General features: G+C 64.8%; 21 protein-coding genes. 4 read left to right on the top strand and 17 right to left on the bottom strand.

Annotated features, from left to right (window positions below):
* The coding region (locus tag VFG49_RS13195; protein WP_324861209.1) for an RNA polymerase-binding protein DksA at positions 1-761 on the bottom strand (761 nt) is incomplete at its 3' end.
* 119 nt (positions 762-880) lie between these two features.
* Between VFG49_RS13195 and yidD the strand changes: the two genes are divergently transcribed.
* Both yidD and VFG49_RS13185 read left to right on the top strand, forming a co-directional pair.
* Entirely contained in the window at positions 881-1,147 is a 267-nt protein-coding gene (gene yidD, locus VFG49_RS13190; RefSeq protein ID WP_414649134.1) for a membrane protein insertion efficiency factor YidD, read from the top strand.
* A complete protein-coding gene (locus VFG49_RS13185) occupies positions 1,137-2,474 on the top strand; it encodes a dihydroorotase (protein WP_324861206.1) in 1,338 nt (445 codons plus the stop codon). The genes yidD and VFG49_RS13185 overlap by 11 nt, the downstream gene beginning before the upstream one ends.
* A 105-nt stretch (positions 2,475-2,579) precedes the next feature.
* Here the strand turns inward: VFG49_RS13185 and VFG49_RS13180 are convergent, their stop codons facing one another.
* From VFG49_RS13180 to efp, 8 genes are all read right to left on the bottom strand, one after another.
* Positions 2,580-3,026, bottom strand: coding sequence for a YbaY family lipoprotein (locus tag VFG49_RS13180; protein ID WP_324861204.1), 447 nt, complete (start codon positions 3,024-3,026; stop codon positions 2,580-2,582).
* A gap of 66 nt (positions 3,027-3,092) precedes the next feature.
* The gene (folE2, locus tag VFG49_RS13175; protein ID WP_324861202.1) at positions 3,093-4,046 is read right to left on the bottom strand and encodes a GTP cyclohydrolase FolE2; all 954 of its coding nucleotides are present in this window, start codon (positions 4,044-4,046) and stop codon (positions 3,093-3,095) included.
* 104 nt (positions 4,047-4,150) lie between these two features.
* Positions 4,151-4,990 (bottom strand): squalene/phytoene synthase family protein, encoded by an 840-nt coding sequence (locus VFG49_RS13170; protein ID WP_324861200.1) that lies wholly within the window; start codon positions 4,988-4,990, stop codon positions 4,151-4,153.
* On the bottom strand, positions 4,987-5,658 hold the full coding sequence (locus VFG49_RS13165) for an HAD-IA family hydrolase (RefSeq protein ID WP_324861198.1): 672 nt from the start codon (positions 5,656-5,658) through the stop codon (positions 4,987-4,989). The genes VFG49_RS13170 and VFG49_RS13165 overlap by 4 nt, the downstream gene beginning before the upstream one ends.
* A complete protein-coding gene (gene ubiG / locus VFG49_RS13160) occupies positions 5,655-6,401 on the bottom strand; it encodes a bifunctional 2-polyprenyl-6-hydroxyphenol methylase/3-demethylubiquinol 3-O-methyltransferase UbiG (RefSeq protein ID WP_324861196.1) in 747 nt (248 codons plus the stop codon). The genes VFG49_RS13165 and ubiG overlap by 4 nt, the downstream gene beginning before the upstream one ends.
* Positions 6,402-6,432: 31 nt before the next feature.
* A complete protein-coding gene (locus VFG49_RS13155; protein WP_324861194.1) occupies positions 6,433-6,687 on the bottom strand; it encodes a YciI family protein in 255 nt (84 codons plus the stop codon).
* A gap of 4 nt (positions 6,688-6,691) precedes the next feature.
* Positions 6,692-8,032 carry a TRZ/ATZ family hydrolase gene (locus tag VFG49_RS13150; RefSeq protein ID WP_324861192.1) on the bottom strand — a complete coding sequence of 447 codons (1,341 nt, stop codon included), beginning with the start codon at positions 8,030-8,032 and terminating at the stop codon, positions 6,692-6,694.
* A 166-nt stretch (positions 8,033-8,198) separates the two neighbouring features.
* Positions 8,199-8,768, bottom strand: coding sequence for an elongation factor P (gene efp / locus VFG49_RS13145; RefSeq protein WP_324861190.1), 570 nt, complete (start codon positions 8,766-8,768; stop codon positions 8,199-8,201).
* An 85-nt stretch (positions 8,769-8,853) separates the two neighbouring features.
* Between efp and epmB the strand changes: the two genes are divergently transcribed.
* Positions 8,854-9,864 (top strand): EF-P beta-lysylation protein EpmB, encoded by a 1,011-nt coding sequence (epmB, locus tag VFG49_RS13140; RefSeq protein WP_324861188.1) that lies wholly within the window; start codon positions 8,854-8,856, stop codon positions 9,862-9,864.
* A gap of 166 nt (positions 9,865-10,030) precedes the next feature.
* On the top strand, positions 10,031-12,073 hold the full coding sequence (locus VFG49_RS13135; protein WP_324861210.1) for an EAL domain-containing response regulator: 2,043 nt from the start codon (positions 10,031-10,033) through the stop codon (positions 12,071-12,073).
* 425 nt (positions 12,074-12,498) lie between these two features.
* Here VFG49_RS13135 and rplS read toward each other — a convergent pair whose 3' ends face one another.
* From rplS to VFG49_RS13095, 8 genes are all read right to left on the bottom strand, one after another.
* Positions 12,499-12,894 carry a 50S ribosomal protein L19 gene (gene rplS / locus VFG49_RS13130; RefSeq protein WP_324861186.1) on the bottom strand — a complete coding sequence of 132 codons (396 nt, stop codon included), beginning with the start codon at positions 12,892-12,894 and terminating at the stop codon, positions 12,499-12,501.
* Positions 12,895-12,921: 27 nt separating this feature from the next.
* Positions 12,922-13,689: a tRNA (guanosine(37)-N1)-methyltransferase TrmD gene (gene trmD / locus VFG49_RS13125; protein WP_324861184.1), complete on the bottom strand. Its 768-nt coding sequence runs from the start codon at positions 13,687-13,689 to the stop codon at positions 12,922-12,924.
* A gap of 33 nt (positions 13,690-13,722) precedes the next feature.
* Positions 13,723-14,238, bottom strand: a complete 516-nt coding sequence (rimM, locus tag VFG49_RS13120; RefSeq protein WP_324861183.1) for a ribosome maturation factor RimM — start codon at positions 14,236-14,238, stop codon at positions 13,723-13,725.
* Positions 14,239-14,240: 2 nt separating this feature from the next.
* Entirely contained in the window at positions 14,241-14,495 is a 255-nt protein-coding gene (gene rpsP / locus VFG49_RS13115) for a 30S ribosomal protein S16 (RefSeq protein ID WP_324861181.1), read from the bottom strand.
* 142 nt (positions 14,496-14,637) lie between these two features.
* Positions 14,638-16,020, bottom strand: a complete 1,383-nt coding sequence (gene ffh, locus VFG49_RS13110; RefSeq protein WP_324861179.1) for a signal recognition particle protein — start codon at positions 16,018-16,020, stop codon at positions 14,638-14,640.
* Positions 16,021-16,090: 70 nt separating this feature from the next.
* Entirely contained in the window at positions 16,091-17,413 is a 1,323-nt protein-coding gene (locus tag VFG49_RS13105; RefSeq protein ID WP_324861177.1) for an alpha/beta hydrolase, read from the bottom strand.
* A 28-nt stretch (positions 17,414-17,441) separates the two neighbouring features.
* Positions 17,442-18,083 (bottom strand): SdpI family protein, encoded by a 642-nt coding sequence (locus VFG49_RS13100; RefSeq protein WP_324861175.1) that lies wholly within the window; start codon positions 18,081-18,083, stop codon positions 17,442-17,444.
* Positions 18,080-18,367: an autorepressor SdpR family transcription factor gene (locus VFG49_RS13095; RefSeq protein ID WP_324861173.1), complete on the bottom strand. Its 288-nt coding sequence runs from the start codon at positions 18,365-18,367 to the stop codon at positions 18,080-18,082. Before VFG49_RS13095 ends, VFG49_RS13100 begins: the two co-directional genes overlap by 4 nt.
* Positions 18,368-18,527: the final 160 nt, after the last annotated feature.

Genomic DNA, 18,527 nt, shown 5'->3' with positions numbered 1-18,527 from the left:
ATGTACTCCTCGTCGTTTGACGAGGGACGGTAACCCTTGGGCAGATCGATCGTGGTGGTGGAAGGCAGCGCATAGCGACCGTCTTCCCGCGTAATGCCGTTATCGAGAGTTGCAGATTTATTCATCGAGGACTGCTGAGCTTTCTGTTTCTTGATGGGGGTATGGCGAGCGGTAGCACTCGCTACTTTACCGGTTATTGGCAGAGCAGCGGGCTTCGCCGGAGCGGAAGGAGCGGTTTTCGCCGCGACAGGAGCCGGCGGCGCCTGCTTGGCGGGTGCGGCCGGCTTGGCCGGCGCTGCCTTGGCGACCGGCTTGGCCGGTGCCGCCTTGGCGGGTTTATCGGGTGCGGCCACCGGCTTGGCGACCGACTTAGGCGGCTGCTTTTTGGCCGGCGTCGCCACAGGCTTGGCGGCGGGTTTTGCCGAGGGCTTGGCTACGGGCTTGGCGATCTTCTTGGCCACGACAGGCTTCTTGGCCGGCGCGGCTTTCTTGATCACCGGCTTGGGAGCGGCTTTCTTGGCGACAGGCTTGGCAGGCGCCTTGGTCACCACCTTTTTGGCGATGGGCTTCTTTGCCACGACCTTCTTGGCGACAGCCTTCTTCGCCGCCGGCTTCTTGGCCACGGCTGCCTTGGCTGTCTTCGCCGGCTTCGCCGCCCGCGCGGGAGCTGGCTTCTTGCCGGTCTTGACGTCCTTCACCTTGCCGGCGGGCTTTCCCTTCTGCGGCTTGGTGGCTGTCGCACTACGCGTCGTTTTCGCCATTTCCCTTCACCATTTTGCCTTGGCGGCCGGGAGTTATAGCCCATGTCCCTAACACCGGCAACCGTGCTTCTGGAATACTTGAGACACTACATGCCGCAAGCTGTTTCGGCAGCGTCAAAATCGTCGTGACCCGACTCATACTTCTACTGATCGGCTTCTACAAGCGCTGGCTAAGCCCCCTGCTGGGTCAGCGCTGCCGCTTCCATCCCAGCTGTTCGGATTATGCACGGATTGCGGTCGTGCGCTTCGGCCCGATGCGGGGCGGCGCCCTGGCCGGGTGGCGCCTGTTGCGCTGCCAACCCCTTTGCGAGGGCGGAGAAGACCCCGTCCCCGATCAGTTCACCTTCCGCCGTTGCGGTACTACCGGAGAAACTCATGTCCCATGACTGGCTGATCAAGAACGCCGAACTGGTCAACGAAGGCCGCCGCTTCCACGCCGATGTGCGCGTGAAGCAGGGCCGGATCGACGCCATCGGCGGCGATCTCGACGCACGCTCCGGCGAGCAGGTCATCGATGCCAGCGGCCTGTGGCTGTTCCCCGGCATGATCGACGATCAGGTTCACTTCCGCGAACCGGGTCTGACGGACAAGGCCGACATCGCCCACGAGTCACGCGCCTGCGCCGCGGGCGGCATCACCAGTTTCATGGAGATGCCCAATACCCGGCCGCCAGCCCTGGACCGCGACACGCTGGAGGCGAAGTACGCCCGCGGCGCGGAAACCTCGGCGGTCAACTACGCCTTCTACATGGGCGCCAGCAACGACAACCTCGAAGCCATTCGCCGCCTCGATCCGCTGGCCGCGCCGGGCATCAAGGTGTTCATGGGCGCGTCCACCGGCAACATGCTGGTGGACAACCCCGAGGTGCTGGACGGCATCTTCCGTGACGCTCCCACGCCGATCATCACGCACTGCGAAGACACGCCGATGATCGACGCCAACCTGGCCAAGGCACACGAGAAGTACGGCGATGCGATCCCGGCCTGGGAACATCCGCTGATCCGCTCGCGCGAGGCCTGCATCAAGTCCACGCGCCTGGCGATCGAACTGGCTCGGCGCCACAACAGCCGGCTGCATGTGCTGCATATTTCCACCGCCGACGAACTGGCGCTGTTCGAGCCCGGCCCGGTCAAGGGCAAGCGCATCACCGCCGAAACCTGCGTGCACTTCCTGCATTTCGACGATCGCGACTATGAACGCCTGGGCTTCCTGATCAAGTGCAATCCGGCGATCAAGACGGCAGCCGATCGCGAAGCCATTACCAAGGCGCTGGCCGAAGGCCGCCTGGACGTACTGGCCACCGACCATGCGCCTCACCTGCTGGAAGAAAAGGGCCAGCTCTACGACAAGGCACCCAGTGGCCTGCCGCTGGTGCAGTTCGCCCTGCAGGCGGCGCTGCAGCGCGTGTTCGAGGGCAAGCTGACGCTGGAGCGCGTGGTGGAAGCGGTGACGCATGCGCCGGCCACGCTGTTTGACGTGAAGGAGCGCGGCTTCCTGCGCGAAGGCTATGCGGCCGACCTGGTGCTGGTCGACCCGAACAAGCCACACACCGTGCGTCGCGAGGAAGTGCTGTCCAAGTGCCGCTGGTCGCCGTTCGAGGGCTATACGTTCAACAGCTCGATCGCCGCCACGTTCGTCAACGGACAGCGGGTGTGGGATGGCAAGGTGGTCGACCAGAGTGTTCGTGGCAAGCGCTTGACGTTCGCGCGCTGATCAATTGGTCTCTTGTGGGAGCGCACCCTGTGCGCGACAAGCGGAACTCGCGGTTCACCGAGACTTCGCGGTCGCGCACAGGGCGCGCTCCCACAACGTGACTCGCTACGGCACGGGGCGGAGCGTAATGCTCACCGGCCCCTTCTCACCCGAGCGCCCCAGCACACTGGTACGCGTGTCGCTGATGGCCAGCAGCTTGTCACCCTGCTGCATGCGCACGTTGATGGCGAAGTCCACGCCGTCGCGCAAGTCGGCCGGGTCGTAGCTGATGAGGAAGTCCACCGGCGAGGCGCCGACAGGCTGGATGCGTTCCTCGGAAATCATGCGGGCAGCCACGTCCTGGCGACTCACGTCGGCCAGCGTCACCAGCAGGTATGCATCGGCCGGCGCGGGCTGCGGGAGTTCGTAGCGGATGTCGCCGGTGATCGACTTCATCAGCGACTGGTGCACGGGTGCCACGTCGGGAGCAGATTCCTTTGCATGGTGCGAGAACATCGAGCAGCCAGCGAGCGCGATGACGGCAACCGCCAGCAGGGAAACACGAAATGACATGCCTTTCTCCTCCAGAGCCCGGCGAGGACTCCGGGAAATGCTAGCAGGCGAGCGCCCGACCGCGACTCAGGCGCAGCCCTTTCCGGCATAACCGCCTTCCACGCCCTTGCTGGCATAGGCCACGGCGTCATGCGGGTGCAGGCTTTCCTGGTGCTCCACGCGAATGTGGAAATCGGCCAGGTCCGCATCGGCGTCCAGCGTCTTCTGGATACGCCGGGCGGCGTCCTCGCAGAACATCAGGTTGCCGCCGTTGGCCAACGCGAAGGCCTGCTCGTCCTCGCGCTTCACGGCCGTCTGCACGGGTGTGCCAAGCGCCTGCTCGGTGCGGTCGATGAGGTGGATGAGATCGAATTTGGCGCCCTCGGCCGGACGCACCCGCAGGCGAGCGACGCTGCGCTGTGCGTGCGGCGTGGCGACGATGCCCTTTTCGCTGCCGAGCCAGGCGAACACGGCTGCGTGGTCCACCGGCTGCGCGGGATCGAAATCCTGCGCGAACTGGTCCTGGATGAGTTGGCGCGACAGCGCCGCGGAGGCAGGGCAAGTGGAGGAATAGACGATCTCGGTGCCCAGTTCCAGCAGGAATTCATTGCCCACCATGCTGGCCTCGATGCACACCGGATAGGCCCGCCAACCGCTGTTGCCACTGCGCAGCGCGGGGCGACGCACCAGGTGATCGAAGCGGATACTCAGGCACGCACGGTCGGAAAGGTCCTTGTGCGAATCGAGAAAGCCGCGCAGCAATTCGCGCAGCGATGCAGCGCTCAGCGTCTGCGTACTCAGTGCCTGCTCGACCTGGAGATAGAGCCGCGACATGTGGATGCCGCGCTTGTCCGGCCGGCGCAGGTTGACGAACGCACCAACGCGCGCGCTGGCGCGCTGCACATCGCCGTCCCCCGCGTCGAAGCGCACCGGCACCTCGATGCCATCCATGCCTACCCAGTCCAGCTCGCCAACGAGATGCGGCTGGGCGTGGACTGCCACGTCAGGCAGCAGGCGGGCGGTGTTTTCCTCGGTGTACATGGTGAATCCTTAAGGTCCGATCGGGCGCCAGGCGCCGCGAGAGACATCAATCTTGGGGCAGCGCGCGGGCCTCGCAATAGTGGCGCGGGGGAAACGCTGCGTCTTCAGTCCACCCGCTTCCGCCACGCCCTTGCGGCTTGCCAGGCTTGCCACACCACGCCCGGCCCCTGCCTTGCCTGCCCTTTGCGCAGTACATCCAGCGGATCGGCTGCCTTGCGGGCCCTGGAGACCAGGGCAGCGCCGTGGCGCGATTCCAGCCCTCGGAAGGCGCTGAGCGGTCCTGGCAAACGGTCTGCCTCACGCCAGGCGGCATGCAGGTCGTCCAGCTGCGCGCGAATGGCCTCTTCGCGCTGGGCGCTGGCCGTGCGCAGCTGTTGGCGGCTCAGGCTGTGCCTGGCCAACCTCGCCATGGGCAAGGCCAGGCGGTCGCGCTCGGCGTCTTCTTCGAGCCGCAGCAGCGAATACAGCAGGTGTGACAGGGTAGCCACGCGCGTGGCGCGTTCCGGCGAAGCCTGTTCGCCGTACCACCAGGCCGTTTCCAGCGAAGCGATGGCGCCGTGCAATTGCGAGGCGGCGGCGACCTGCGACGGGAAATCGGCCGCGGTGCCCTCTTCCAGCTGCGCCATGCCGGCCAGCACCGGTGCTACCCAGCGATCGGCGGGCAAAACGTGGGCGCGCTCGTCATCGAACAGCACCTGTGTCAACGGATGGCGCCCTCCGCTGGCCGCGGCGCCTGAAAGCTCCTCTGCCCACCAGTTCAACTTGGTGGCGGCCACCTGCGGCTCGCGGATGCCATAGGCGGCGGCCAGCCATTCCTGCTCCAGCGCCGCCAACGCGATATGGCCGGGGTAGGTTTTCTGATCGACGAACGCCAGCGCAACGCGCTGCTGCGGCTGCACCGCCAACCACTTGTCGATGTAGCTCTGCAGCGCAGCGTCACTCACGCGGCCACCTTGAGGCGCAGCGTGAGATCCGATGGATGGCCGATGACCAGATCCGCCTGCCACTCCTCCGGGTCGCCACCGTCCAGGTAACCCCAGCGCACGGCCACCGTGTACAGACCCGCAGCCGCGCCTGCCAATACATCGCGACGATCGTCACCCACGAACAGGCAGCGCGCCGGATCCAGCCCGGCCTGCTCACAGGCGAGCAGTACGGGTGCAGGGTCCGGTTTCTTCACCGGCAAGGTGTCGCCGGAAACCACCGCCGCCACACGCTCGCTCCAGCCGATACGCACGACCAGGTCATCGGTAAGAAAACCCGGCTTGTTGGTGACGATGCCCCAGGCAATGCCTTGTGCCTCCAGCACTTCCAGCAGTTCGTCGATACCATCGAAAGGATGTGTACGCTGGGCCATCACCGCCTGGTACAGCTCCAGGTAGCGCGGCACGCGCTGCATCAGGTCGTCGTCGCTTATGCCGGGAAAAGCGCAGCGCAGGATGGCGCGCGATCCTCGCGACACGACCTCGCGAACCATGTGAAACGGAGGCACCGGCACGCCAGCTTCTTCGCACTGGATCTTCAACGCCGCGAAGAGATCGGCGGCGCTGTCCAGCAGGGTTCCATCGAGATCGAACAACACGCCCTGGATGTCTTGCGGAAACGGCTTCATGCAGGCTTCCGATCGAAGGGAGTCCCCGCGCGGCGCGCGCTGATCAGGTAATTCACCGCAGTGATACGGCTCAACCATGCCTTGCGGTTGATCGGGTTGTAGCCGAGTCCACTCACGTCTTCGACCTCGAGGCCGGCATGACGCATCAGGCGACCGAGCTCGGAAGGCTTGAGGAATTGTGCGTAGTGATGCGTGCCGCGCGGCAGCATGCGCATGAGGTATTCGGCACCGAGGATCGCCGCGCCGAAAGCCGCCGGCGTGCGGTTGAGGGTGGACATCACCACCACGCCGCCGGGCTTGACCATGCGAACCAGGTCGTTCACCAGCGCCTCGGGATCGGGTACGTGCTCGATCAGTTCCATGCAGCACACCGCGTCGAATTGCCCGGGCTGTGCCGCCGCGAGATCCGCCGACGACTGCACGCGGTAGTCGATATCGAGCGAAGGATGTTCCAGGCGAGACTCATGCAGGTGAAGGCGGGCGATCTCGATCACCTTCTCGCCCATGTCGATGCCGGTGACGTGCGCGCCGGCCTTCGCCAGCGCTTCGCTCAGCAGGCCGCCGCCGCAACCCACGTCAGCCACGCGCGCGCCGCGCAGGTCCAGGCGCGCGGCCACGTATTGCGCGCGCACGGGATTGAGGTCATGCAACGGGCGGGATTCGCCGTCGGGATCCCACCAGCGCGCGGCGAGCTTGCCGAAACGCGCGATTTCCTCGGGGCTGACATTCGCAGCAGCTTGCATGGAGAGCGTCCTCAAAGAGCAGTGGCAGAGCTTAACGCGCCTGCCATTCGTAGACCGTGATATCCCAGCCGCCGCAGGTATAGGCGGGATCCTGCTGGACGATGACGAGCGCCTCGTCCAGGCTTGGGGCAAGCATCAGGTAGGCGCCGCCGGTTTCATCGCTGAAACCGCCCGACAATTCCAGCCGACCGCCGGTGCGCAATCCCTGCAGGAAATCCAGGTGCGGCTGCACCATCGCGGGATCGAAGTCCGGGCTGCGCATGGCCATGACGAGATAACGGTTCATGGCTTCAACCCGCGTCGATGGCAGCGATGCGTTCGCGCCACGCATGCGTCTTGGCGAGCACCGCGTCGGTATCGATATCGGTCAGCACGCGACCGGAGAGCTTTCGCACGCCATTGATCCACACGTCGGTCACCTGGTGGCGGCCCGTGGCATAAGCCAGCTGCGAGGCGATATGGAACAGCGGCTGCGTTTCCAGATCGGACAGGCGGATGCCCGCCAGATCGGCCTGCTTGCCGACCTCGATCGAGCCGATGCGATCCTCCAGCCCCATGGCGCGCGCGCCGTTGAGTGTCGCCGCCCGCAATGCGTAGGCCGCATCGAAGGCTGCGGCGTCGTTCGCCACCGCTTTGGCCAGCAACGCGGCCGTGCGCATCTCGCCGAACATGTCCAGGTCGTTGTTGGACGCGCATCCATCGGTGCCGATGGCCACGTTCACGCCCGCCTGGCGCAGCTTTTCCGCCGGACAGAACCCGGAGGCCAGCTTGAGATTCGATTCCGGGCAATGCACGACGGATACGCCTGCTTCCGCACAGGCGGCGATCTCGCCATCGGTCATCTGGGTCATGTGCACAGCGATCAGGCGATCGTTGACGATGCCCAGTTTCTGCAGGCGCTGGAACGGACGCAGGCCACTCTTGGCCTTCTCCTCTTCCACCTCATGCGCGGTTTCGTGCGTGTGCAGATGCACTTGGATGTCGAGCTGGTCGGAAAGCACGCGGATGCGCTCGAAGCTTTCGTCGGACACGGTGTAAGGCGCGTGCGGCGCGAACGACGTGCCGATCAGGGCATCACCCCGGAAACTGTCGTGCACCTCGATCGCGCGGTCGAAATATTCGTCCTGCGTCTTCGCCCACGCCGTAGGAAATTCGATCACCGGCAGGCCGACCACGGCGCGAAAACCCATGCGTTTGTAGGTGGCGCCGATGACATCGGGGAAGAAGTAGTTCTCGTTGGCGCAGGTGGTGCCGCCGCGGATCATCTCGGCTACTGCCAGCTCCACGCCGTCGCGCACGAACTCATGACCGATCACCTGGGCCTCGACCGGCCAGATGTGCTTCTGCAGCCACACCATCAGCGGCAGGTCGTCAGCCAGGCCACGCAGCAACGTCATCGGGTTGTGCGTATGCGTATTGACCAAACCGGGAATCAACACGTGCTCGCCCAGCTCGGCGCGCTCGCGCGGTGCATAGGCGGTGCGGGCGTCGGCGATCGGCAGCAGCGCCACGATGGCACCCTTGTCCACCGCCACGGCGTGATGCTCAAGCACGACGCCATGCGGCTCCACGGGCACGACCCAGCGCGCTTCGATCAACAGGTCGATGGGTTGCGGGGCGGTCTGGCTCATCCTGGGCTCACTTTTCGGAAAGTTGGATACGACATGGGGCGGATCACCTCGCGGCGGCCGCCCCATGCTTGCCTATCGGCATGACGTTTTTTCGCTCGTCATGCCACCTGCCTTCGCAGGAATGGCCAACTGGCAAAGGCGCGAGCCATGCCCGCGAGCCAGTTCGTCACTTGCCGACGCGGCTCACGTACTCGCCCGTGCGGGTGTCGACCTTGATCACTTCGTCCGTACCGACGAACAGCGGCACGCGCACCACGGCGCCGGTTTCCAGCGTGGCTGGCTTGCCGCCGCCGCCGGAAGTATCGCCACGTACGCCCGGATCGGTCTCGGTGATCTTCAGCTCGACGAAGTTCGGCGCCTGCACCGTGATGATCTCGCCGTTGAACAGGGTGACCACGCACTCTTCCTCGCCCTTCAGCCACTTCACGGCATCACCCATGCCCGCCTTGGTGGCCTGGTGCTGCTCAAAGCTTTCCTGATGCATGAAGTGCCAGAACTCGCCATCGGAGTACAGGTACTGCATGTCGGTATCGACGACGTCGGCGACCTCGAAGCTGTCACTGGACTTCATGGTCGATTCGCTGGTGCGGCCGTTCTTCAGGTTGCGGATGAAGATGCGGGTGAACGCCTGCCCCTTGCCGGGCTTGATGAAGTCGGCGTCGGTAATGACCCACGGGTCATTGTTGTGAAGGATCTTCATCCCCTTCTTGACGTCGTTGAGACCGGCGGTGGCCATGCGCTTGCACTCCAGATGTGATGCCACCACAAGGGCAGCTAGAATACGGGGTTACCCGGGCCCAGGGCCCGATTCAAGACCCATTATGATAACCGCAAGCCATGCCGCCCGCCTATCTCCGCCCGTAACCGACTGGCGCACGCTGTGGCGCGAGGCCGTGACGGACCCGCGGGAGCTGCTTGAGCTGGTGGGTCTGGGGCACCTGGCCGCACGCCTTCCTGCAAACGACGCGGGCTTTGCGGTGCGCGTGCCGCGGGGTTTCGTGGCGCGCATGCGTCATGGCGATGCGAAGGACCCCCTGCTGCTGCAGACGCTGCCCCAGCTGGCCGAGCTGGATATCGTGCTGGGCTTTGGCACCGATGCCGTGGGCGACATGGCCGCCCGCTCAGCCCAGGGCGTGCTGCACAAGTACGAAGGCCGCGCGCTGCTGATCGCCAGCGGTAGCTGCGCCATCAACTGCCGCTACTGCTTCCGCCGCCACTTCCCTTATGGGGACGAAATGGCCGCCGCCGGGCAGTGGCGCAAGGCCCTCGATCACGTCCGGCAGGACCCTTCGATCAGCGAGCTGATCCTTTCCGGAGGCGACCCACTGTCACTGGCCACGGCGAAGTTTGAAGGGCTATCCGAAGGGTTGGCCGAGATCCCGCACGTCACTCGCCTGCGCATCCATACCCGCCTTCCCGTGGTCCTGCCCGAACGCATCGACGACGCCTTCATCGCCTGGCTGGAACGCATGCCCCTGCAGAAGGTGATCGTGCTGCATGCCAACCACGCCGCGGAATTCGATCAGGGGGTCGATACCGCTTGCTCGCGCCTGCGCCAGGGAGGGGCCACGCTCCTCAATCAGTCCGTGCTGCTGCGCGGCGTCAATGACGACATCGACACCTTGGCGGCCCTGTCCGAGCGCCTGTTCGCCGCCGGCGTGCTGCCCTACTACCTGCACCAGCTCGATCGCGTGCAGGGCTCGGCGCACTTCGAGGTGGACGATCCGCGGGCGCTGGCCCTGGTGGAAGGCATGCGCCACCGCCTGCCCGGCTACCTTGTACCCAAGCTGGTGCGCGAAGTTGGCGGCGAGCCGTCCAAGCGGCCGGTGTAACGCCACTGCCATGGTCCTCGCGTTCGAGGTGTGGGGCTCGTCACTACAGGAACATTTCTGCTGGCAGTAGCCCGCGGAATCCGCTAAAAACCAAGGACGGCCCGCGCCCTGCTGTCATGGCAGGCTTCCTCCAGCAACGGCGAACAATGGATAGCTCGACGTGCCCATGAAAACTGACCAGGTCATCAAGATCCTTTTCATCGAAAAGTCAGTCGAAGATGCGGAACAGATCATCAGCCTGCTGCGCAACAACGGCATCGCCGTCCGCCCGGCACGCGCAACCAGCGCCGAGCAGGTAACGGCCGCGCTTGATGAGCTGGGCCCTGACATCGTGCTGTTCGATCCTGCCGTGGGCTCGCTGGAGCTGCGCGAGGTGTCGCGCATGCTCGATGCCCATGGTCGTGACCTTTCGCTGGTGGCACTTGTGGGCCAGATCGATAACGCGGCAGTCACGGAACTCTTCGTCAACGGCGCGCGCAGCGTGGCCCTGCGTTCGCAGCCCCGGCAGCTGATGGCAGTGATCCAGCGCGAATTCGACGCCCTCAACACGCGCCGACAGCTCCGTCGCCTGGAAACCGCGTTGCGGGAATCCGAGCGAAGGTGTGATGCGCTGCTGGATTCCTCGACCGACCCTATCGCCTACGTGCACGAAGGCATGCACGTGCGCGCCAACCAGGCTTACCTGGATACCTTCGGCTATACCGATTTCGATGACCTGCTCGGCCTACCGGTGCTCGACATGATCGGGCCGAACGACGCCGACGAATTCAAGAGCACGCTGAAGGGCCTTTCGCGCGGCGAGAAACCCAGTGCGCCGATCGAGCTGCAGGCACGCCGCGCCGACGCCACCAGTTTCAAGGCCAGCGTGGAGTTCGCCCACGCAATCTTCGAAGGCGAACCCTGCCTGCAGGTGGTGTTCCGCCGCCAGCAGGTCGACGCCAGCGTGATCGAGCAGCTTCAACGCGACCAGGTGACTGGCCTGTTCAACCGCGCCCGCATGCTCGAGTGCATCGACCAGGCTGTGGCGGCGGCGACGGAAGGCACCAAGGGCCAGTCGTTGCTGTTGATCGAGCCGGACAACTGGCAGGCGATCGTCGGCGGCGTGGGCCTGGCCAAGGCCGACGAACTGCTCGCCTCCTTCGCAAGCCGCGTGGAAGGCCAGCTCGGCGCCCACGACACCGCCGGCCTGCTCGCCGAACACACCATCGGCGTGCTGCTGCATACGCGCAACGACGAGGCGATCAAGCAATGGATCGCGGGCCTGCAGCAGGCCATCGCGGGAGGCATCTTCGACTTGGGCAGCCACTCCATCACGGTCACCACCAGCATCGGCGGCAGCATGCTGGGCGAGCGCAATGCCAACACCGAGCTCCTGCTCAACCAATCCAGCCAAGCGCTGCGCAATGCGCAGAGCCAGGGCGGCAACCGCAGCGAGCTGCACGACCCGGCCGCGCGCGAAAAGGCAGAGGAAGAGCGCGAGCGCTACTGGCTCGGCGTGCTCAAGCAGGCGCTGACCCAGGACGATTTCGTGCTGTATCACCAGCAGACCATCAGCCTGCAGGACGCCGAAGGGGAATTCTCCGAAATCCTGCTGCGACTCAACGGTCCGCAGGGCGAAGTGCTTCCGGGCTTCTTCATGCCCATCGCGGAAAAGCACAACCTCACGCCGGCGATCGATCGCTGGGTGCTCAACCAGGCCATCGAGTCGCTGCGCACGCGCGATCGCAATGGCACTCCCACCACCTTCTTCGTCAAGTTGACGGCCCGCTCGCTGGAAGATCCGCAATTGCTGCCATGGCTGGGCGAACGCCTCAAGCAGGCGGCGCTCAAGAACGGCCGCCTCGTGCTGGAAACCACCGAAAGCAAGGTGGTGACCTCGCTGCGCCCGGCACAGGAATTCATCCAGGCCTGGAAGAAGCTGGGCGGCCAGTTCGCGCTGGAGCAGTTCGGCTCGGGCCTCAATTCGTTCCAGCTGCTCAACCACATCGATGCCGATTACCTGAAGATCGACCGCAGCTACATGGCCGATCTACCGCAACAGCAGGAAAGCCAGAAGAGAGTGGCCGAGATCTGCCGCCAGGCCCGCGAACTGAAGAAGCAGACCATCGCCGAATGGGTCGAGGACGCAGCGAGCACTTCGCTGCTGTTCGCCTGCGGCGTGGATTTCGTGCAGGGCAACTTCCTGCAGGAGCCACAGCGCCTCACCTGACGCACGCGACTTTGCGCGAGCGCCCCCGGTGCGCGATCGGCGGAATGTCGGTCGGCAGAAACACAAAAGCCCGCCCACCTGGCGGGCTTTTTCATGCCCGGCGCGCAGGTACAACCAAGCGTCGATCGCGTACAGGGTGCGCTCCTACGGAAGAGCGGAAATGGAAGCGGTGCGGCGCCTGGCGTGATGCTCTCTGCCTTTGCAGGAGCGCACCCAGTGCGCGATTGGCGAAACATCGGTCTGCAGAATTATGAAAAACCGCTTGCCTGGTGGGCTTTTATGTTCTGACGATACCGGCATAGCCAGCCGCTGATCGCGCACAGGGTGCGCTCCTACAGAAGAGTAGAACCGCGGCGGAAGGCACAAACAAAAACCCCGCGGATCGCTCCGCGGGGTTTTTGGTATTTCGGTGCAAGACGCCGGGATTACTCCGCAGCGGCAGCCTTCTTCTTCGCAGCCTTGGCGGCGGAGACGGCGGCGACGTCTTCCTTGATGCGGGCAGCCTTGCCTTCCAGGTTGCGCAGGTAGTACAGCTTGGCGCCACGCACCTTGCCCTTGCGCTTCACTTCGACCGAGTCGATGGCCGGGCTGTGCGCCTGGAAGACGCGCTCCACGCCAGTGCCGTGCGAGATCTTGCGCACGGTGAAGGCCGAATGCAGGCCGCGGCTACGCTTGGCGATGACGACGCCCTCGAACGCCTGGACGCGCTCGCGGTTACCTTCCTTCACCTTCACGTTGACCACCACGGTGTCACCAGGGCCGAATTCCGGCAGCTGGCGGGTGATCTGCTCGGATTCGAACTGTTCGATGATCTTGTTCATGGCAACACCTGTCTGTTCACTGTGCCCTTAATGGGCCATATCGTCGTGCCGCGTCTGCTGAGCATGTTCGCGACGGAATTCATCCAACAGCGCTCGGGATTGGGCATCCAGCGCGCGCTGCGCCAAAAGATCGGGACGTCGCAACCAGGTCCGTCCCAGCGATTGCTTCAGGCGCCAACGGCGAATCGCCGCGTGGTCACCGGAAAGCAGTACGTCCGGTACGTCGCCCAGTGCGTCATGCACCGGTTTTGCATAGTGCGGGCAATCCAGCAGTCCGTCCGAAAACGAATCCTGCTGCGCCGACTGCGCGTCGTTCAACGCACCGTCCTGCAAGCGGCCTACGGCATCGATGATCACTGCCGCGCCCAACTCGCCGCCGGAAAGCACATAGTCGCCGATGGAAATCTCTTCGTCGACCTCGTGCGCCAGCAGACGCTCGTCCACACCCTCGTAACGCCCACAGAGCAAGGCGATGCGCGGCAGCCTCGCCAGCGCTTCTACCCTGCCCTGCGTCAGCCGCGCTCCCTGCGGACTGAGGTAAATCACATGCACCGGTTCCGGTGCGGCGTCACGCACGGCCTTGAGGGCATCGCGCAACGGCTGGATCAGCATCACCATCCCAGGCCCGCCGCCGCAGGTGCGGCCGTCCACGGTACGGTAATTGTCGGTGGCGAAGTCGCGCGGATTCCAGGTTTCCACCTGCAGCAACTCACGCTGCTGCGCACGTCCCACGACACCAACGGCAGCACACTGACGCATGAAGTCGGGAAACAACGTGACGACGTCGATGCGCATGATCCTCAACCCTTGTGGCGGCGCATGGCGCGCTCAGAATTCAGGATCCCAGTCCACCACCATGCGCCCGCCGGACAAATCCACCGAACGCACATACGAACCCTGGATGAAGGGAACCAGCCGCTCGCGCGTACCGTCCTTCACCACCACGACATCGTTGGCGCCGGTCGCGAACAGATGACTGACTCGCCCCAGTGCCACGCCTTCCGTGGTGACGACCTCCAGACCCTCAAGGTCGACCCAGTAATACTCATCCTTGCCGGGAGGCGGCAGCAGTTCGCGGGCGACGTAGATGTCCTGTCCCACCAACGCTGCTGCTGTGTCTCGTTCGTCAACACCGGGCATTTGGGCAATGAGCCCCTTGCCTTGCGGACGACCTTTGACTCCCGTGATCTCCGTTTCCACACCCGGCGCCGATGTGAGCAGCCAGGGTTGGTACGTGAAGATCTTCGTGCGGGGCTCAGTCCAGGATTCGATCTTGAGCCAGCCCTGCACGCCATATAGTCCGACGATGCGTCCCACGAGGACGCGCCGACCGACTACCGTCATGCTCAGGCAGCCTGCTGCTTGCCGGCTTCCTTGACGAGGGACGCGACCTTGTCGGTCAGCTGCGCACCCTTGCCAATCCATTCCTGCACGCGAGCAACGTTCAGCTCAAGGCGCTTGTCCTTGCCCGAAGCCACCGGATTGTAGAAACCGACGTTCTCGATGCTGCGACCGTCGCGCTTGCTGCGCTGATCGGTGACAACGATGTGGTAGAACGGACGGCCCTTGGCGCCGCCGCGCGAAAGACGAATCTTGACCATAAATAAAAGCTCCAGAATTGCCGGAATGCCGGCAGCACGCACGTGGCCGTGCGCGGTGAACGCGACATTTTAATGAATTTTGAGGAAAAAGGAAGAGCTGACTGGCAAATTCGGCCGGAAAAACCGGCTGCCCCGTTCAGCCTCAACGCATCGGCGGGAAACCACCACCCATGCCGCCCATGCCCTTCATGGCGCCACGCATCTGCCGCAGCAGACCCTTCGTGCCGCCCTTGGAAAGCTTGGACATCATCTTTTCCATCTGCATGTACTGCTTGAGCAGGCGATTGACGTCGGCCGGCTGCGTGCCCGAACCGCGTGCGACGCGGGCGCGACGCGAGCCGTTGAGCAGATCCGGATGGCGACGTTCCTTCTTGGTCATCGACTGGATGATCGCGACCATGCGCTTGATCTCGCCGTCGTTGACCTTGGATTTCACGTTCTCGGGCAGGCCCGATACGCCCGGCAGCTTGTCCATGAGACCAGCCAGGCCGCCCATGTTGCTCATCTGCTCGAGCTGGTCGCGCATGTCGTTGAGGTCGAAGCGCTTGCCCTTGATGACCTTCTCGGCAAGCTTCTGCGCCTTTTCCTGGTCGACCTTGCGCTCCACTTCCTCGACCAGCGACAGCACGTCGCCCATGCCGAGGATGCGCTGCGCAAGGCGATCGGGATGGAACGGCTCCAGTGCGTCGGTCTTTTCGCCGGCACCAAGGAACTTGATCGGGCGGCCTGTCACGTAACGCACGGACAGCGCTGCGCCACCGCGCGCATCACCGTCGGTCTTGGTCAGCACCACGCCGGTGAGCGGCAGCGCTTCGCCAAAGGCCTTGGCGGTGTTGGCCGCGTCCTGGCCGGTCATGGAGTCGACCACGAACAAGGTTTCGATCGGCGTGATCGCGGCGTGCAGCGCCTTGATCTCCGCCATCATCGCCTCGTCAACGTGCAGGCGGCCGGCAGTATCGACCAGCAGTACGTCGACCACTTCGCGGCGCGCGGCTGCGATGGCGTTCTTCGCAATGTCGACCGGGTTCTGGCCCGCCTCGGACGGGAAGAACTTCACCCCGACCTGCTCGGCCAGCGTGCGCAACTGTTCGATAGCGGCCGGACGGTACACGTCGCAGCTCACCACCATCACCTTTTTCTTCTTGCGCTCGGTGAGGAAGCGGGCGAGCTTGGCCACGGTGGTGGTCTTGCCGGCACCCTGCAAGCCCGCCATCAGCACCACGGCTGGTGGCTGCTGCGCCAGGTTCAGTTCGCTGTTGGCGGTGCCCATGACGGCGGTGAGCTCGTCACTGACCACCTTCACCAGCGCCTGGCCCGGCGACAGGTTCTTGAGCACGTCCTGGCCGACCGCGCGTACCTTGACGCGCTCGATCAGCGCCTGCACGACCGGCAGGGCCACATCGGCCTCCAGCAAGGCGATGCGCACTTCGCGCAGCGCTTCGCGGATGTTCTCCTCGGTCAGGCGACCGCGGCCGCGCAGGCGGTTGACGGTGGCGGAGAGGCGTTGGCTGAGGGATTCGAACATGGCGAGCAGAAGTCCAGGGACAAGCGCTCAAATATAGCAGAGCCGCAGCCGCACCACCCCGTCTGCCGGTTCAGCGGCTTGCGGGCTGCGCTTTCAGCCAGTTCGCCACATCCCGGATCACTCCGCTGTCCACATGGCCAGGCACCTGGTAGTCGGCCAGCGTGCCCTTTCCCGCGGGCATGAACAGATGACTCAGGCCCTCGTACAGATGGAAGCTGACCTGCGGTCGGTCGGCCAGCGCCTGCTGCCACTGCGCGAAATCCTCCACCGGCGACACCTGGAAGTCCTTGCCGCCCTGCACGATGAAGAGGGGCATCGCGAGGCCTTTGGCCACCGACACCTGGTCATAGTCGCGCAGGCTCAGCCAATAACTCTGGGGAACGTCGCTGAACATGCCGGGCATGGGTTGCGCCGGATCTGCCTTGGCCAAACGCAGGCGCTCATCGGCGACCGCCTGCACGCTCTTGCGGATCTGCTCGTCCGTCAGGCCCAGCGTCTTGCCCAGCTCGCGCGCCTGCCATGCCTGCACGTCCAGCAAGGTGCGCGTGGGCGCCGCGAGCAGGATCAGTCCCGCCAGCTGCGGATCACGCTGCCCGATGCGCGGCGCCATGTAGGCCCCGAGGCTATGTCCCAGCACGAACAGGCGATGCGGATCGATCCCAGCCTGCGCCCGCAATTGCTTCACGGCGGACAGCGCATCGTCGGTCACTTCCTGGTCGATCGTGTAGCCGCCCGCTTGCGCCTGCAGCTGCGCGCCATAGGTGTAGGTCCGCTTGTCGTAGCGCAGGCTGGCGACGCCGGCGGCCGCCAGGCCCTGGGCGATGTCGCGGAAAGGCTTGTTGGGGCCGATGGTCTCGTCACCGTCATGCGGCCCCGAGCCGGCGACCAGCACGACGGCCGGGAACGGGCCCGGTCCCGTGGGCAGGGTCACGATGCCGGGCAGCAGCCCCAGCGGCGAAGGCACATCCAACGCGCGCTCGTTGGGAGCCAGCGACTGCGCGGCCGTGGGATCGGCCATCGGCGCGAAATGCAGGCCATTCACCTCGCCCGCCCCATCGCAACCCACGCGCATCGCCAGCCAGCCATGGGCGAAATGCAGCGGCGTTTCCACCAGCGCGCCGCCCGCTGCAGGCTGCTGCTTGCTGTCGCCTGAGCGATCGAATGCGCCGAACTGCTGCGGCAATCGTCGGGACCAGATGTCGTCCAGGCGCTGCGCATCCACGGCGGCCTTGATGCGCGCATTGAAATGCGTGGTTGCGGCGGCGTAGTCGCCCTTCTGCAGTGCCTGCAGGATGTCGGCGGCACGCTGGCCGCACACATCCGTGGATGCCTGCGCAGCACAGGCCGCGACCAGCAGGCAGCATCCGATCAAGCATCCCTTCAAACTCGGCATGATTTTCTCCTCGCCCGTCACGGGGCAGTTAGCGTCGTTCGATGTGCCGATAGACCAGCAGCGAATACAGAACGCATGCCGCGGCCATCAGGAGGACCAGCGCAAACGTCAGCCAGCGCGGCCCGCCGAAGGCCACGGCCAGCATCACCAGCGCGCCGGTGGCCACGAACATCCAGCCGCCCGCCCGATGGGTGCGTTCCCACACGGCGTCGCTGGACAATGTCCACGGCGTGCGGATGCCTATAAAGAAGTTCTTGCGCAGCTTGCCCATGAAATTGCCCAGCACCATCAGCAACGCGCCCAGCGACAACGACGTCACTTTCCACATCGATACGGCGTAGCCGGCGCTCGCGACGAGCCCGGCCAGCAGGATGACCAGCAACGCCGCCTGCACCGCCAGCATCAGCAACGCATACACGGACGAAAAGCTGGACAGCTCGAAACCGCGTGGCGAAATGCCCGGCAGCAGCCACAGCAGAAAACTGAGGCCGGCCATGATCAGCACCGGCATGGCCGCGCCCCACGGCCGCGAACGATAACCGTCCGGCGCGCCCTGCAGGTTCCAGTGGACCGGCACTTGCGGTGGCAATGAGGGATAGAGCCAGAGGACCGCCGCCAGAGCGATGGCGACAAACACCAGCGACACCAGCAGGCTGCGCGAGAGTTTCATCGTTTGCTTCCCTTGGAGGGTTGGATGGGGAACAGGTCCATCACCATGCGCGCAACGTCTTCCATCAGCGTGCTGTTGAGCGAATAGACGATGTACTGGCCGCGCCGCTCGGTGCGCACCAGGTCGGCCTGCTTCAGCACGGCGAAGTGATGCGACAGCGAGGCCGGCGTAATGTCGAATGCCGCGCCAATGTCTCCCGCGCTCAGGGCTCCGCCCTGCAAGCGTTTCAGGATGGCTCGCCGGGTCGGATCGGCAAGTGCGCGGAAGACAGCCTGCTGTTTCACGAAGGCGCCAGGGCGGTGACGGAGAACTAGATATTTAGACAAATATCTAAATGACGCAAGTGCCTCGGTCGCCGTTCACGCCCCGATGGCCGTGTGCGACACTTCCCCGCCATGCTCACCGTCGCCGCATTGATCGCCATCGTCGACTACCTGCTCGCCG

This window comes from Dyella sp. (genome assembly GCF_035685885.1).
Classification (GTDB): domain Bacteria; phylum Pseudomonadota; class Gammaproteobacteria; order Xanthomonadales; family Rhodanobacteraceae; genus Dyella.
The sequence above is the reverse complement of the archived record's forward strand: the minus strand, read 5'-3'. Positions and strand labels throughout refer to the sequence as shown.

Excerpts from the sequence above, each read along its gene's own strand:
- epmB (WP_324861188.1), top strand. The coding sequence starts at position 8,854 with ATGATAACCGCAAGCCATGCCGCCCGCCTATCTCCGCCCGTAACCGAC.
- ubiG (WP_324861196.1), bottom strand. The coding sequence starts at position 6,401 with ATGCAAGCTGCTGCGAATGTCAGCCCCGAGGAAATCGCGCGTTTCGGC.
- VFG49_RS13135 (WP_324861210.1), top strand. The coding sequence starts at position 10,031 with ATGAAAACTGACCAGGTCATCAAGATCCTTTTCATCGAAAAGTCAGTC.
- VFG49_RS13180 (WP_324861204.1), bottom strand. The coding sequence starts at position 3,026 with ATGTCATTTCGTGTTTCCCTGCTGGCGGTTGCCGTCATCGCGCTCGCT.
- VFG49_RS13105 (WP_324861177.1), bottom strand. The coding sequence starts at position 17,413 with ATGCCGAGTTTGAAGGGATGCTTGATCGGATGCTGCCTGCTGGTCGCG.
- efp (WP_324861190.1), bottom strand. The coding sequence starts at position 8,768 with ATGGCCACCGCCGGTCTCAACGACGTCAAGAAGGGGATGAAGATCCTT.
- ffh (WP_324861179.1), bottom strand. The coding sequence starts at position 16,020 with ATGTTCGAATCCCTCAGCCAACGCCTCTCCGCCACCGTCAACCGCCTG.
- rplS (WP_324861186.1), bottom strand. The coding sequence starts at position 12,894 with ATGAACAAGATCATCGAACAGTTCGAATCCGAGCAGATCACCCGCCAG.
- VFG49_RS13165 (WP_324861198.1), bottom strand. The coding sequence starts at position 5,658 with ATGAAGCCGTTTCCGCAAGACATCCAGGGCGTGTTGTTCGATCTCGAT.
- folE2 (WP_324861202.1), bottom strand. The coding sequence starts at position 4,046 with ATGTACACCGAGGAAAACACCGCCCGCCTGCTGCCTGACGTGGCAGTC.
- trmD (WP_324861184.1), bottom strand. The coding sequence starts at position 13,689 with ATGCGCATCGACGTCGTCACGTTGTTTCCCGACTTCATGCGTCAGTGT.
- VFG49_RS13100 (WP_324861175.1), bottom strand. The coding sequence starts at position 18,083 with ATGAAACTCTCGCGCAGCCTGCTGGTGTCGCTGGTGTTTGTCGCCATC.
- rimM (WP_324861183.1), bottom strand. The coding sequence starts at position 14,238 with ATGACGGTAGTCGGTCGGCGCGTCCTCGTGGGACGCATCGTCGGACTA.
- VFG49_RS13150 (WP_324861192.1), bottom strand. The coding sequence starts at position 8,032 with ATGAGCCAGACCGCCCCGCAACCCATCGACCTGTTGATCGAAGCGCGC.
- rpsP (WP_324861181.1), bottom strand. The coding sequence starts at position 14,495 with ATGGTCAAGATTCGTCTTTCGCGCGGCGGCGCCAAGGGCCGTCCGTTC.
- VFG49_RS13185 (WP_324861206.1), top strand. The coding sequence starts at position 1,137 with ATGTCCCATGACTGGCTGATCAAGAACGCCGAACTGGTCAACGAAGGC.
- VFG49_RS13155 (WP_324861194.1), bottom strand. The coding sequence starts at position 6,687 with ATGAACCGTTATCTCGTCATGGCCATGCGCAGCCCGGACTTCGATCCC.